Origin of the sequence: Nocardia amikacinitolerans (assembly GCF_900215415.1) — a bacterium.
Taxonomy (GTDB): domain Bacteria; phylum Actinomycetota; class Actinomycetes; order Mycobacteriales; family Mycobacteriaceae; genus Nocardia; species Nocardia amikacinitolerans.
Genome location: NZ_OBEG01000003.1, coordinates 199,610 through 214,816, shown reverse-complemented (window position 1 = coordinate 214,816; position 15,207 = coordinate 199,610). Strand labels below are relative to the sequence as shown.

Genomic DNA, 15,207 nt, shown 5'->3' with positions numbered 1-15,207 from the left:
CGTCAGCTCTCGAAGGAGCGGATGAGGCTCTCGTAGCCGTCCAGCATCCGCGCCAGGCCGAACTCGAAATCGGCCTTCTCCCAGTCGATGTCGTCCTGCTCGAAGGCACTGTGGGCGAGGGCGGAGAGTACCGCGGGAAAGCGCTGCGGATCGAGCACGCGCCGCAGCGCGACGGTGAAGTCCTGCTCGCCATCCGCCCCGCCGACCACATTGCTCGCCGCCCAGCGCCTGCCGATGACGTAGAGCGACAGGTTCATCACCAGTTGCAGCCGCACCGGCTCCGGGACCGGGGTGTCGACGAGCGTCGCGAGTCCCGCCTCCAGCCAGGCCATGTTGTTCGGGCCCATCGGCGGCGCCTTGAGCGGGATGTCCAGCCACCACGGATGCCGCCCGATCACCTCGAACTCGCTGCGCGCCCAGTACTCCAGCCCGGTCCGCCACGGTGTTCCCGGCGGAATCTTCGGCGGGTCGCCGATCACCCGATCCAGCAGCAGCTCGACCAGGGTGTTCTTGCTGTCGACGTACCGGTAGAGCGACATCGCGGTGAAGCCGAGCTGCTTGGCCACCCGGTTCATCGACAGCGCCGCGTAACCCTCGGCGTCGGCCACCTCGATCGCGGCCGCCAGGATCTGGTCCAGCGTCAGCCCGCGTTTGGGGCCACGGCCGCCCGGCTGATCGAGCCGCCACAACAGTTCCACCGACTTCGGTAGCGCCGCCTCGTCCGACGTCGTCATCTGCCCTTCAGCCTCCTTCGCTCGCCTCGACTGTAAGCCTCGCTCCGCCGACCACCTCTTGCGCCCATGAACTGTTTACTCTATAAACTCTGTTTATTCGATAAACAGTTTCTGGATCGGAGATCCCATGTCCCCCGAACCACCCCCGGCCCTCGCGGTGCACGGGCTCGGCAAGTCCTTCGGCTCGCACACCGTGCTCGCCGACATCGACCTGAATGTCGCGGCGGGAACGGTCTTCTCGCTGCTCGGGCCGAACGGCGCGGGCAAGACCACCCTCGTGCGCATCCTCGCCACGCTGAGCACGGCGGATCGCGGCGAGGCCCGCGTCTTCGGGCACGATCTGGCGGCCGAGCCGGACGTCGTCCGCGGGCTGATCGGCGTCACCGGTCAGTACGCGGCCGTCGACGGCGTGCTGACCGGGACCGAGAACCTGCGCCTCACCGGCAAACTGCTGCACCTCGACAAGGCCGAGACGCGCCGCCGCACCGCCGCCCTGCTCGACCGTTTCGACCTCGCCGACGCCGCCGATCGGCCGGTCGACACCTACTCCGGCGGCATGCGCCGTCGCCTCGATCTCGCGATGAGCCTGATGGGCAGGCCGCGCATCGTCTTCCTCGATGAACCGACCACCGGCCTCGACCCGCGCAGCCGCCGCGACTTGTGGTCGGCCATCAAGGAACTCGCCGACGACGGCGCGACGATCTTCCTCACCACGCAGTATCTGGAGGAGGCCGACCAACTCGCCGACCGCATCGCCGTGCTCGACGGCGGGCGCATCGTCGCCGAGGGTACGCCCGAGGAGCTCAAGCGCCTCGCCCCCGGCGGCCACATCCGGCTTCGCTTCGCCGACCGGCATCTACTGGCAGCCGCCGCCCGCGCCGTCCCCACGGCGGGCAGCCAGGTAGACCCGGAGGAGCTGACCCTCCAGGTCCCGTCCGACGGCACAGCGGCCGAGGTGAAGCGTCTGCTCGACCACTTCGAGGACTCGGACATCGCCGTCGAGCGGCTGACCGTGCACACCCCCGACCTCGACGACGTCTTCTTCGCCTTGACCGGCCACCAGGGCCGCACCGAATCGGCCGCGTGAGAAACGAGACAACGACCATGACCACACCGTCCCCGGCCCTCCGCGCGCTGCGCACCGTCCAGGACTCCGGCACCATGCTGGACCGCAACCTGCGGCACACGCTGCGCAGTCCGGACACCATGATCATGACGATCGCGCTGCCGGTCATGATCCTGCTGATGTTCGTCTACGTCTTCGGCGGCGCGATGGACGTCGGCCCCGGCGCCTACATCGACTACGTGGTACCGGGAATCATCCTGCTGTGCGCCGGTTTCGGCGCCTCGACCACCGCCGTCAGCATCTCGACCGACCTGGCCGAGGGCATCATCGATCGTTTCCGCACCATGGCCATCGCGCGGTCGGCGGCGCTGACCGGGCACGTGGCCGAGAGCCTGATTCGCAACCTGATCACGACCGGGCTCGTCATCGTTGTCGCGGTCGCGCTCGGCTTCCGCCCGACCGCCGAACCGCTGCGCTGGCTCGCGGCGCTCGGGGTGATCGCCATGTATGTGCTCGCGCTGTCCTGGCTGTCGGCCGCCCTCGGCCTCGTCGCGCGAAACCCGGAGGCGGCCAACGGCTTCACCTTCTTCTTCATGTTCCTGCCCTACGTGAGCAGCGCGTTCGTGCCGACCGAATCGATGCCGAGCTGGTTGCACCGGTTCGCCGAGAATCAGCCGGTGACACCGGTGATCGAGACGACGCGCGGTCTGTTGATGGGGACGCCCATCGGCGACAGCGCCCTGCTCGCGGTCCTGTGGTGCGCGGGCATCGCGGTGGTCGGTTACGTCGCGGCGGGCGCGCTCTTCCGGCGCCGCACCCGCAACTGATCCGAGGGCGACCGCGAACCGGACGCGGGGTCGCGCCGCCGGAAAGGCGAAAGGCCCGGCGCCTGTGCGGCACCGGGCCTTTCGATCGCTTGTCTCAGGCCTGTGCCAGCTGCTGCGAGGCCCACTGCGCGAGCAAGCGCAGGTGGTTGTCCCACCACTCGTAGGACTCCGGGGTGAAGGCCGGGGGCGGGGGCGCTTCGCCCGGGAACAGCATGGCGTCGTTGGGCGCGCCGACCCTGGTGGTGGACGGGATACCGGTGCCGGGAACGACCGACGCGGCGGCGGTGTCGGTCTCGCCCAGCGCCTCGGCCTCCTCCAGCGTCAGCGGACGATCCTGGCCGCTCCCCCAGCGCTGCACCACCGTCTGTGGCCCGACAGCGGGCGTGTCGCCGGTGACCAGGGGCAACTGTCGAGGCACCGATGCCGCGCCTCGGTCTTCGCGCGCGATGATCTCCGGCTGCACCGACGAGCCGACCGCCATCCCGCTGGACGACCCGGTGCCGGGGACCACATGCGCGTCCGCGGTGTTCCGCGCGTCGGCGACGACCGACCGGATGGAGTAATCGCCGAGCGTGAAGACACCGCCGACGACCAGACCGGCCGCGACCACGCTGGCCGCCACGAACAACCCCGCCGAGCTCCGGCTACCGCGCTCCTCTTCGACGGTGTCCACCAGTTCCGGCACGTCGGCCATGGCGAACAGCGCGGCGCCGACGGCCGCGGCCGACGACGCGATCTTGCAGGGCAGCACGGGCGCGCCGAAGCGGTCGACGGCCTCGCGCACCGCCGGTTCCTCCGCCGCGGAGCCGATCAGCACCACACCGTCCGGACGAACGGCGGCCGCCTCGAACTGGTCCCAGGCGGCCGTCACCGCGGCGCCGAGCGACGCCTCGTTCGTGCCACCAGTCTGCGAGACCGCCGCGAGCACCCGATTGCGCCCCTTGTCGACCAGCGTGAACGCCTGGTGCCCTGGAACGACCTCGCAGACGAGCAGGTCGTCGAACTCGCCGAGCCAGGTCATCATGCCCGCCGCGCTCAGGTGCGCGGATTTCGTCGAGAGCAGCGACGCGGTGCGCCACGGGCCGGACGCGAGCCGGGTCACGATGGCCCGCCGCTCGGCGGCATCGCGGTACGCGACCGCGGCGCCCGCGATCTCCCGTCCCTCTCCGACCTCCGCGGCGACGTAGTCCATCGCGGCCTGGACCGCCGCCGCCACATCCGCCTTGCTGTCGCCGTGCGTCTTCGCCACCCGGTGGACCAGCACACGCTCCACGAGCTTCTCGCCGGTGTCGGCGAGCGCTACCGCGTGCACGGCGCCACGTTCGGTGGAAACGCCGAGTGTTACCACAGATCGAGCTACCACAGATACGCCTTCCCAGTGACTGTCCGGACCGGATCACCCGCCGACCGACGCGGACGAAGTCCTTCCTCAGCCCGCGCACGCGCCGGAGCGAAGGCGAAGGTGCGCCGAGGTGGGCGAACACCCTTGGCAACGTGCCCGCGGATGCACGCACGCTTGGTTAGTGTTCGCGGCCACAACCGTCACGGATGGGTCGTGAAATGTGACAGACCTGAACACGCTGACCAAGTGCGCGTGTCGCGTGCGTGTCGGTACCGCTAGCCTGGATACGTGGAAGTACACACGGAGGCCAGGGCGATGCCGTCCAAGCGACACCTGGACCCCGCGTTGGAACTGCAGGACGACCCGCAAGAGCTGATGCCGCGCAAGCGGCCGACTCAGGAACGCAGCAAACGCAAGTTCGACGCGCTGCTCCAGGCCTCCCGCGAGTTGCTCGTCGAGGTCGGTTTCGAATCGTTCACCTGTGAAGAGGTCGCGGCGCGCGCCGAGGTCCCGATCGGCACGCTGTACCAATTCTTCGCGAACAAGTACGTCATCGTCTGTGAACTGAATCGCCAAGATCTCGTTGCCGTTTCCCAGGAACTGGCCGACTTCCACGGCGAAGTGCCCTCGCTGGACTGGCTGCGGCACATGAACCAGTTCGTCGACCACCTGGCCAACCTCTGGATGACCGACCCGTCCCGGCGCGAGGTCTGGCTTGCCATGCAGTCCACGCCGTCCACCCGAGCCACCGGCGCCATCCACGAGAAGCAGTTCGCCGAGGTCGTCTCGCAGATGCTGCGGCCGCTCACCCCGCGCACGCCGCGGGTCAGGCGCACCATGATGGCCGAGGTTCTCGTGCACGTGGTGTACTCGATGCTCAATTTCTCGGTCCAGGACGAGCAGTCGCACGCCGAGGCCGTCGCCGAGCTCAAGCGGCTGATGGTCGCGTATCTGCTTGTCGCGGAGAAGGAATCCCGCACCGCGAGCGAGCGCTGAGGGCGCTCACGCGGTCGTTTCGCGCCCCTCGATCAGGTCGGCGAGCTCGCCGGGATCCTCCAGCACGACCATCGCCGCCGCCGTGTCGCCGTCGTGGGTCAAGGACAGGTGCACCCTGGCGCGCGGCAGGAATTCGGCCGCAAGCCCGTGCAGTTTGATGCTCGGTCTGCCCCACGCGTCGTTGACCACTTCGATCAGCGGGTACGGGTTGTCGCCGATCTGCGGGCGGCGGGCGAAACGCGACGACGCCCACGCCTTGAGCACCGCTTCCTTGGCGGCCCAGCGCGCCGCGAAACTGCGCGCCGGATCGGTGCCCTTGCTCTGGCAGTAGCGCCGCTCGCCCGCGGTGAAACTCTCCCTGAGCATGGTGGTTCCGGACCGCTCGAGCTGTTCGGCGAACTCGGAGATGGTCACCAGGTCGAGGCCGATCCCCAGGATGGTCAATGCGTCGCAGCTCCTAAACCCTCGGTGGAGTGCGGCCACTCGCGCGACCGCACTCCGTTCACCGGACCCGGCGTTCAGCGCCGGGTCCCGGCCGCCCGCGCCGGACGGCCTGAGTGAAGGGTAGTGGCCGAAGTCACCGATCCAAAGAGCCGTCGCCCTCGAGTTGCCCGACGATGACCGCGCCGGTGCCGCAACCGAATCCGTCGGCGCGGTAGGCGCCGTCCGCACCGAGGCGGGCCTGCGGCGAGAGCAGCATGTCCGCCTCCAGCTGACGAATCCGCTTGGCGGGCGTGCCTTCTCCGCCGAGTCGCCGGTCCGCGGGCCGCTCGTACAGCGGCGCACCGCCGCACATGGCCTCGACGAACCGCTGCCGACCGGCCAGCTGCCGCTGCTCGGCATGGCGCTGGTACTCCTCGCGCCGCGCGGGCTCGATGGCCTGCAGGAACGCCTGCGGATGCACCACCGCGAGCAGGCCGGAGACGTGCCCGAAGCCGAGCGAGGTGACCAGACCGGCCTTGAGCGGGAACCGATCGCCGAAGCGCAGCGGCTCGCGCGGCCACACCAGATGCGGGTAGGCCTGCATCTTCTCGTCGACACAGTCCAGGCTCCGGTTCGGCGGCACCACACCGGTTTCCAGCACCTGGCACAGGCCGATCAGCTGGAACGCGGCCGCGCCGCCCTTGGCGTGTCCGGTCAGGCTCTTCTGCGAGACCACGAACAGCGGCGCGCCTTCCGAACGCCCGATCGCCGCGGCCAGCCGCTCGTGCAGCTCGGACTCGTTGGGATCGTTTGCCGCGGTGGAGGTGTCGTGCTTGGACACCACCGCGATCTCGTCCGGGCTGACGCCGAGCTTGCGCAGCTCGGCGGCGAACCGGGATTCGCGACCGCCGCGACCCGCGCCGAGCGCACCGAGGCCGGGCGCCGGGATCGAGGTGTGCACGCCGTCGGCGAAGGACTGCGCGTAGGCCACCACGCCGAGCACGGGAAGACCCATTTCCAGCGCCACGTCACCGCGGGCGAGCAGCACGGTGCCGCCGCCCTGCGATTCCACGAAGCCGCCGCGGCGGCGGTCGTTGGCGCGGGAGAAGTACCGGTCGCTGATGCCCTTGGCGCTCATGGTCGCCGAGTCCGCGGTGGCCGACATGTCACCGAAGCCGACGATGCCCTCGATGCCGAGGTCGTCGTAGCCGCCCGCGACCACGAGTTCGGCCTTGCCGAGCCGGATCTTGTCGACACCCTCCTCGACGGACACCGCCGCGGTGGCGCAGGCCGCCACCGGGTGCACCATCGCGCCGTAGCTGCCCACGTAGGACTGCACCACGTGCGCGAGGGCCACGTTCGGCAGCGCCTCCTGCAGGATGTCGTTCGGTCGCGGCTCGCCGAGCAGGTTGTCGACGTAGAGCGAGCGCATCGAGGACATGCCGCCCATGCCGGTGCCCTGGGTGTTGGCGACCAGCGAGGGGTGCACCCAGCTCATCAGCTCGGCGGGACTGAAGCCGGAGCCGAGGAACGCGTCCACCGTGCAGACGATGTTCCACAGCGCGACCCGGTCCACCGAGGCGGCCATGTCGGCGGAGATGCCCCAGATGGTGGGGTCCCAGCCGGTCGGGATCTGGCCGCCGACGGTGCGCGAGAGCTTGGCCTTGCGCGGCACCCGAATCTCGGTGCCCGCCTTGCGGGTCACCGTCCAGTCACTCGAGTCCGGCACCGCTGTGACGACGGTGTGCTCCGGATCGGCCGCGTGGAAGGCGCGGGCCTCGGCCTCGCTGCCGACCGTGAACGACAGATCCTGGTCGAGGAACACCGAGGTCATCAGCGGCGCGGTGTTGTCGAGCATGGCGCCGTCGTCCTCGTAGCGGCGGATACCGCAACGGGCGACCACGGCGTCGTGGTAGCGCTCGGCCACTTCGGATTCCGGGACGTAGTCGCCGGATTCGGCGTCGTACCAGCCCGGCTTGGGATCGTTCTCCCAGGTCACCATGCCGGTGGTCCAGGCGAGTTCGAGCACGCCCGCCGCGGAGAGCTCGTCGGAGACCTCCATCTCGAAGCGGGTGCGCGAGGAGCCGTACGGGCCGAGTTCGGCCGCGCCGACGATGACCACCATGTCGGCCAGATCGGCGGTGACCTCGCCCCACTCGGGCACCGGCAGCGCCGAGGTCATGGTCGGCGGGGCGGGCAGGGCCGGAATGGTCGCGGCCGCAGCGGTTTCCGCGGTCTCCGCCGCCTCCCGCTCGGCCGCTTCCTTGGCCAGCGCGGGCAGATCCAGCTTGGCCCTTGCCAGTCCGCCGGTCAGGTCGATCTGCTGCGGACCGGTGACCGTCACCTGGCGGGCCCGCGAGGTGCACCACTTGAGCAGCTCGTCGGCCATCTCGGTGGTGGACCAGGTCTGCACGCCCGCCTTCTCGACGGCCTCGACCATCGGGTCGTTGTGGCCCATCAGACCGGTGCCGCGCACCCAGCCGATCAGCGCGTGCACCAAGGTGACCCGGGTCGACCAGGACTTCTCGGCCCGCCACTTGGCGACCACCGCGTCGAGCGCCGCCTTGGACTCGCCGTAGGCGCCGTCGCCGCCGAACATGCCGCGGTTCGGCGAACCGGGCAGCACCACATGCAGTTTCGCGTCGACGTCGTGATCGGCGCCGAGCTTGGACAGCCCGCCGATCAGCCGCTCCACCGACCAGAGCAGCACGCGCATCTCCATTTCGGCGCGCGCGCCGGCGTCGGCCAGATCGCCCGCCACCCGCGGCGCCGCGAACGGCAGCAGCATGGTCGGCGTCATGGCGTCCTTGATCTTGACCTTCGCGCCGCCCGCGTTGTCGACCTGTTCGCTGCCGACCCAGTCGATCAGCGCGTCGATGTCCTGGTAGGAGGCCATGTTCGCGGGCACCACCCACAGGGCGGCGCCGTGCCTTGCGTTCTCGCGGTAGAGCTTCTTGTAGAAGCCGAGACGGTCGTCGTTCAGGCTCGACGTGGTGACGATGACGGTCGCGCCGCCGCCGAGCAGGCGTCCGGTCACCGCCGCGGCGATGGAACCCTTGCTCGCGCCGGTGATCACCGCGATGTCGTCGGACCACAGGCCCGGCTCCTGCGTGCTGCGCGCGGCCTCGGCGATGCGCCCGTACAGACCCGCCAGCACCGAGCGCGCCTCGTGCTTGGCCTGCTCGCGCCACCATTCGGCTTGCGCCGCAACGGCTTCGCCGGCACCGAGGAACCCGATGACCGACCCGTCGGCCGTGTCCGCGTCGTCGAGCAGCCACAGCCGCGCCAGATCCTCGCGGGCGGTCGCCCAGCGGTCGTCGATCAGCACCGCCTTGCGTCCATCGAACGCGGGCGCGACCAAACGCGGCCAGTCCGAACCCAATTCGGCCGAGACCAGGTCGACCAGCGTGTCTTCGGTTGCCTCCGGAGCCGACACCCGATCGGCCAGACCGAGCTGCTCCAGGATGACCCGCGCCGCCGAGGCGAGCACGCCGTCGCGGCCGGTGATCTGTTCGGTGAACTCGCCGAGCGCCGCCGCGTCGACCGTGGCGCCGCCGCCACCGCCCGCCGTTGGCAGCGACACCGCGACACCGCGCCGGGCGGCGACGGCCTGCACGGCCGCGTCGATGGCGGCGTCGACCGAGGCCGCGTCGCTCAGCGCGCCCGAGACCAGTCCGCCGAGATCGCCGCCGCGCACGCTGGCGCCTTCGCGGGTGCCGAGCGAGACCTCGGCGGTGACGTGGCTTGCCCAGCCGTCGCCGAGCTCCCACACCTTCTTGACGCGCTCGGCGATCGCGGCGGGCCGCTTGCCGGACGGGCCGAAAACCTTGCGCAGGTGGTCGTTGATCGAGTCGGACAGCACCGAGCCGAACGGCTTGTAGGTGCGCGCCAGCCGCTCGACGGTGGCCGAGAGCGCGCCCATGTCGGCGTCGGCCGCGCCGTCGATGGCGCCGAGCGAGAGCTCGGAGCCGAGGTCGACGAGCAGCTGATTGCGCCGCGAGGAGACGCCGTCGCAGAGACCCTCGATGGTGTCCACCGGGCCGATCTGGTCCAGCCGCAGCTTCGTCCACAGCGCGATGAGCACCCGGGTGGCGTCGGCAGCCGTGAACAGGATGTCGTCGGGACGGGGACCGCCCGAGCTCGCGACCGGTGCCGGGGCGGCCACCGCGGCGGGCGCGGCGGCGGCCGGGGCGGCGGTCTCGGCCGGGGTCTCGTCGGGCTCGTCGACCGGGGCGGGGTCGGTGTCGGTCGCGTAGACGACCGCGGCCTCGCGCTCGATGTTGAGCACCTCGACGGTGGCGGTGCCGAAGCTCGGCAGCTTGAGGGTCTGGCTGGCCAGGTTCGCCACGGTCGGCGTCGCGCCGAGACCGATCTCGATGAATCGCTCGACACCGAGCCCGCCGTTCTCGGCGTCGGTGAACAGCAGATCCTGGGTCTCGATCCAGCGCACCGGGCTGGCGAACTGCCAGGCGAGCAGTTCGATCAGCACCACACGGCACAGATCGGCGGGCCGGGCCGCCCAGCTGTCGAAATCGGCGAGCACCGCGGCCAGCGGTTCCGAGGGCACCAGATCCGCGATCTCCTGGACGAAATCGCGCTCCAGCGAGAACAGCCTCGGCACCAGGTTCGGGATGTAGCGGCCGACCAGCACGTCCGGCCGCAGGTCCGCGGGCAGCAGCTGCTCGAGCTTCTGCCGGAACTCCGGAACGCCCTTGCGCAGCACGGTGGAGTGGAAAGGCACGTCGATGCCCGGCACCAGGATGAACGCCCGCTTGCCGCCGAATTCGGCACGGCGACGGTCGATCTCGGTCTCCAGCGCCTCCAGGCCCGCGACCGTGCCCGCGATGGCGTACTGCGAGCCGCGCAGGTTCAGGTTGACGACCTCGAGGAATTCGCCGGTCTGCTCGGACACACCCTGGACGAAGCCGATCACGTCCTCGTCGGGCAGGCCGATCTGCGAGGGACGGATGGCGGCCATCCGATAGTCGCTGCGGCCCTGGGCATCCCGCGGCACCAGCTCGTGCATCGCCGAACCGCGCTGGAACACCACCTCGAGCACCGCCTCGAGCGGCAGCACCCCGGCGACCGCGGCGAGCGCGTTGTACTCACCGACCGAGTGACCAGCGAGCATGGCGCCCTCGACGAACGCGCCGGCCTCGCGCAGCTCGGCGACCTGGGCGACGCCAAGGGTCGCCATGGCGACCTGGGTGAACTGAGTCAGGTGCAGCACGCCGTCCGGGTGCCGGTGTTCGACGCCGCGCGCCTTGAGGTAGGTCGGGTTGTCGCGCACCACGGCCAGGATCGAGAAGCCGAGCGCCTCGCGGGTGTGCTTATCGGCGCGCTCCCAGATCTCCTTGGCCGCTTTGGACCGCGACCGGGCGTCCAGACCCATCCCCTTGCGCTGGATGCCCTGCCCCGGGAAGGCGTACACGGTCTTCGGCGCCTTCGTGCGGCCGGTCGCGGTCATCACGAGATCACCGCCCGTGCGGCAGGAGACCTCGACGATCTCGCTGCCCGCGTCGACTGCGATCCGCTCGACCCGCACGTCGATCTCCGCGCCGGGACGCACCATGCCGAGGAAGCGCGTGGTCCATGCGGTGAGAGTCCGTGCGGGAACCGAGCTTTCGGGATCCACGGCGGACACCGCGTGCTGCGCGGCGGCCGAAAGCCACATGCCGTGCACGATCGGGCTGCCCAGCCCGGCGAGCTTGGCGGCGTTGTCGCTGGTGTGGATCGGGTTGTGGTCGCCGGACACCGCGGCGAAAGCGTGCATGGCGCGCGGCGCGACGAGAGTGACGTCGCGGCGACGGCGGCGCGGGGTGTCGGTGGCCGACGCGGCGGTGCCCGCGGCCCGCGGCGGGTCGGCCAGTTCGCCCGAGCCGTTGCGGCCGCGGATGGCGAAGCGCTCGCTGAGCCGGGCCAGTGGCACCACGTCCAGGCCTTGGTCGCGCATCTCGCCGACGGTGACCTCCACCTCGACGACGCGGCCCATATCGGTGTCGAGCACCGACTTCGACTCCGCTCGCACCACGAGAATGCTTGTGGTGCTCGGCAATTCGCGCAGCAGCTCGATCTGGTGGTCGAGGTGCACCAGGTCGAGCATGCCCTCGATGACCGAGCGCGCGTCGCCGGTGCGGGTGGCGCCGAGCACCGCGAACACGGCGGGCCAGCAGGCGCCGACCAGCACGTCGGGCGCGGTACGGCCCAGCGTGCTGAGCGAGGCGGGCAGACCCGATCCGGTGACACCGGCGTGGTCGGCGATCAGATCCGGGGTCCAGGCCAGGTTGACGTGCGCCACCAAGCCCTTGACCTCCGGCAGCGACTGTCCCGCCGCGACCGCGAGCAACGCCGCCATGGCGGCCTCTGCGTCGTCCTCGGTGACGACCGGCGCGCCGCCGTTGTAGATGGAGGTCGGCACGGTGATCCGGATGCGCACCGCGTCGCTGCGCAGCAGCGGAACGGTCAGCTCGACGTAGGAGTGGTCGGCCTCCGGACCGGTGGTCTCGACCAGGGTGGCGCCGGTGCGCGGGTGCACGGCGCCCTTGCCGTCCACCGTCCATTCGTGGTGGTCGCCGAGCCGGTGCACCGGGTTCACGGTGGTGCGGCCCGCCCACTGCACATCCGGCGCGGCCAGCACCGCGTCGATCGGGCCGCTCGTCACGCCCGCGGCGCGGCGCGCGTCGATCGGGGTCGGCACCACGCCCGCGCGCACCAGCGAGTAGGCGGTGTCCTGCTCGAAGCGGTCGAGCAGCTCGCCGACCGGCTCGTCCACCTGGGTGATGCCCGCGACGGACACGGTGCCGGGGATGACGCACACCTGATCGGCCGAGTAACGCGGATCGTGTGCCTGCCACAGGGAATCCGAACGCCACCAGCGCCGCACGTCGGCGTCGACGACCGGGACGAAGTTGACCGGCTTGCCAGGCGTCTTGCACAGCGCGATGAAGAACGGAACGTCGGCGGGGTGCAGCAGGGTCTGCTCGGCGGCCGGGTACTGCTTCTTCAGCGTGCACAGGGCCTCGACCGGGCGCTCGAACGCCTCGTCGTCGGCGAACAGCGTCGGGATCTCGCCTCGGTCGGCCGGGTGCAGCCGGGACTCGGTGCGCCGCACCATCTCCGCGAAGCGGTCGCGCCAGGTGATGTCGAGCCACACCGAACGCGTCGCGTCGAGGATGGCGTCGCCGAGGTCGCTGCCGCAGTCGAAGTCCTTGCGGCGGTCAAGGCCGACGGCCAGCTCGACGTAGCGTTCCAGCCATTCGAGGTAGGTCATGGTGCCGAGATCGCCGAAGTACGGCTTTGCCGTGCCGTTCAGCGCCTCGATGATCTCCGCGCGCCGGGCGGCGACCGCGTCGGCGTCGCCCGCGACCTCGTCGAGCAGGCGGCCGGTGCGCGACGCGGCGTTGTCGATCTCGTGGATGTCGGCGCCCAATTGGCTACGGCCCGAGGCCATTCCGCCGGACGCGGTACCCGCGCCGACCCAGTCGGGGGTGCCGGGGGTGTCGACGAGCAGCTGCTTGACCTCGGGTGCGGTGGTGGCCTCCAGCGTCGCCATCGCCGCGGTGCCGACCAGCACGCCGTCCAGCGGCATCACCGGGTAGCCGTGCGCCTGCGACCACGAGCCGGTGAGGTATTCCGTCGCGCGCTCGGGAGTTCCGATGCCGCCGCCGACGCAGACCACCACGTTGGGGCGGTTGCGCAGTTCGGCGTAGGTCTCCAGCAGCAGGTCGTCCAGGTCCTCCCAGGAGTGGTGGCCGCCCGCCTTGCCGCCCTCGATGTGCATGATCACCGGGTAGTCCGGCACCTCGTCGGCGATCCGCAACACGGCGCGGATCTGCGCGACGGTGCCCGGCTTGAACGCGACGTGCGAGATGCCGACCTCGGTGAGTTCTTGAATGAGCGCGACGGCCTCGTCCAGCTCCGGAATGCCCGCGGTGACGATCACGCCGTCGAACGGAGCGCCCGTGCTCCTGGCCCGCTGCACGAGGCGCTTGCCGCCCAGCTGCAGCTTCCACAGGTAAGGATCGAGGAACAGCGAGTTGAACTGCACCGCGCGACCGGGCTGCAGCAGCGTCTTCAGCTCGGCGACCCGGTCGGCGAAGATCTGCTCGGTCACCTGGCCGCCGCCGGCGAGCTCGGCCCAGTGGCCCGCGTTCGCCGCGGCCGCGACGATCTTGGCGTCCACGGTGGTCGGCGTCATGCCCGCGAGCAGGATCGGCGAGCGACCGGTCAGCTTGGTGAACGCGGTCTCGACCACGATCCGGCCGTTCGGCAGCCGCACCGGCCGCGGCGCGTAGTCCGACCACGGCCGCGCCTGCTCAGGGGCCGCGCCGGGGGTCAACAGGCTGCGCTGGCCGGGACGGGTCGCGGCGGCGACGATGCCGACGCCACTGCCCTTCAACGTGCCGCCGGTGAGACGGGTGAGCAGATCACCGGGACCGAGATCCAGAATCCACTGCGCGCCCGCGTCGACCAGGTCGTCCACGGACTGCACCCAGTCCACCGGGTCGACCAGGATGGACTTGGCGAGCGAACCGGCCAGCTCCGCGTCCAGCCCGCACTGGGTGGCCCAGCCCGCCACCATTTCCACCGTCTCGGCCAGGGCCGGGTGATGGAAGGCGACGTCGACGGACACGTCCTCGAAGACCGGGGCGAACACCGCACCGCCGCGCACCTTCGCGTCGCGTTCGCGGGTCTGCTCGTCGGAGATCTGCGCGCAGCGCTGCCGCACCCGCTCCAACTGCGTCGGGGTGCCGGACAGCACCGCCCTGCGCCGCCCGTTGCGGATCGAGACCACCGCTGCCACATCGGGATTCACGCCCTCGGCAACCTCGGCGACCACCGCGGCCAACTGCTCGGGGTCCACGTTCGACACCGCGACCATCGGCGAACGATCGCCCACCGGCATCAGCCCGCGCCTACGTGCCACCAGGTTGCCCGCGGCGCCGATCAACTGCGCGATCGCCAGCAGCTCCGCATCGCGCGCACCGCCCGACCGCACCGCCGCGGCGGCCAGCCTGCCCTGCGAGTGTCCGACGACGGCGACCGGCGCGTGCTCGGCGAAATCGAGACCCTGCAACCGCAGCGCGCGAAGCGCCGCCAGCTGGGTCAGCAGCACGCCCGGCATCGACACGGCCGCGGACCGCAGCACCTGCTCCGAAGGCGCCGCCGAGGTCTCACCCTGCTCGGTGTCGACCAGCTCGTCCTCGAGCATCCACGCGATCGGGTCGAACCCGACCGGACGGACCACGAGTAGTTGTGCCGCAACGGGTTCCAGCAGCGCGGCCGCCTCGTTGACCAACGCGGTCAGCTCCGGCTCCAGCGCGCTGTCGCGCCCGATCTCCTCCAGTTCGCCGAGCCATTGCGCACCCTGCCCACCGAAGGCCAGCGCGTACGGCGTCCCGTTCAGCAAACGATCCAGCAGCGGCGATCGCACGCCGGCTGCCTGCCCGGCAGTCCTGACCACCTTCGCGCTCGCTCCGGTTCCGGTCTCGGTGCTCTCGTTGATCGTCAAGACGCTTCGACTTCCTTCTCCTGGCGACATGCCCGTTGTCGACACGCCGCTTCCTATAGGTGCGCGGGTCGTCCTCGACCTCTAGGCCTGATACGGGCGAGGATGGCACAAAATCATGAGGAAATCCTCACGTTTGGCCCGCCGCCGACCCCTTACCCCCGAGTATTTGCGTACGTCCGTACCAGAATGATGAAAAACATGACCCGTCCTCATGTTTGAACGCGCTGGTCCACCCGGTTACCAACACGTATGAAACATGAGTGCCCCTCATGTTGACCGTTACCGAATCGTTATAGTCCCTGGTCGTG

The 15,207-nt window shown here is 70.4% G+C and carries 7 protein-coding genes; 3 read left to right on the top strand and 4 right to left on the bottom strand.

The features are described 5' to 3' along the window. Nucleotides 1-2: 2 nt before the first annotated feature. A complete protein-coding gene (locus tag CRP45_RS15215; protein WP_097245632.1) occupies nt 3-734 on the bottom strand; it encodes a TetR/AcrR family transcriptional regulator in 732 nt (243 codons plus the stop codon). A gap of 127 nt (nt 735-861) precedes the next feature. On the opposite strand from CRP45_RS15215, the gene CRP45_RS15210 reads away from it, so the two are divergent. Both CRP45_RS15210 and CRP45_RS15205 read left to right on the top strand, forming a co-directional pair. Further along, complete coding sequence (locus CRP45_RS15210; RefSeq protein ID WP_097245631.1) at nt 862-1,821, top strand: ATP-binding cassette domain-containing protein; 960 nt, start codon at nt 862-864, stop codon at nt 1,819-1,821. A 17-nt stretch (nt 1,822-1,838) separates the two neighbouring features. Continuing rightward, nucleotides 1,839-2,627, top strand: a complete 789-nt coding sequence (locus tag CRP45_RS15205; protein WP_097245630.1) for an ABC transporter permease — start codon at nt 1,839-1,841, stop codon at nt 2,625-2,627. 94 nt (nt 2,628-2,721) lie between these two features. On the opposite strand, the gene CRP45_RS15200 is transcribed toward CRP45_RS15205, so the two are convergent. Further along, entirely contained in the window at nt 2,722-3,939 is a 1,218-nt protein-coding gene (locus CRP45_RS15200) for a hypothetical protein (protein WP_097245629.1), read from the bottom strand. 345 nt (nt 3,940-4,284) lie between these two features. Between CRP45_RS15200 and CRP45_RS15195 the strand changes: the two genes are divergently transcribed. Continuing rightward, complete coding sequence (locus CRP45_RS15195; RefSeq protein ID WP_084483232.1) at nt 4,285-4,965, top strand: TetR/AcrR family transcriptional regulator; 681 nt, start codon at nt 4,285-4,287, stop codon at nt 4,963-4,965. Between the two features lie 6 nt (nt 4,966-4,971). Here the strand turns inward: CRP45_RS15195 and acpS are convergent, their stop codons facing one another. Together acpS and CRP45_RS15185 are read right to left on the bottom strand one after the other, a co-directional pair. Then, nucleotides 4,972-5,409, bottom strand: a complete 438-nt coding sequence (acpS, locus tag CRP45_RS15190; protein ID WP_067788698.1) for a holo-ACP synthase AcpS — start codon at nt 5,407-5,409, stop codon at nt 4,972-4,974. A gap of 133 nt (nt 5,410-5,542) precedes the next feature. Next, the gene (locus CRP45_RS15185) at nt 5,543-14,851 is read right to left on the bottom strand and encodes a fatty acid synthase subunit beta domain-containing protein (RefSeq protein ID WP_425436945.1); all 9,309 of its coding nucleotides are present in this window, start codon (nt 14,849-14,851) and stop codon (nt 5,543-5,545) included. Between the last annotated feature and the right edge of the window lie 356 nt (nt 14,852-15,207).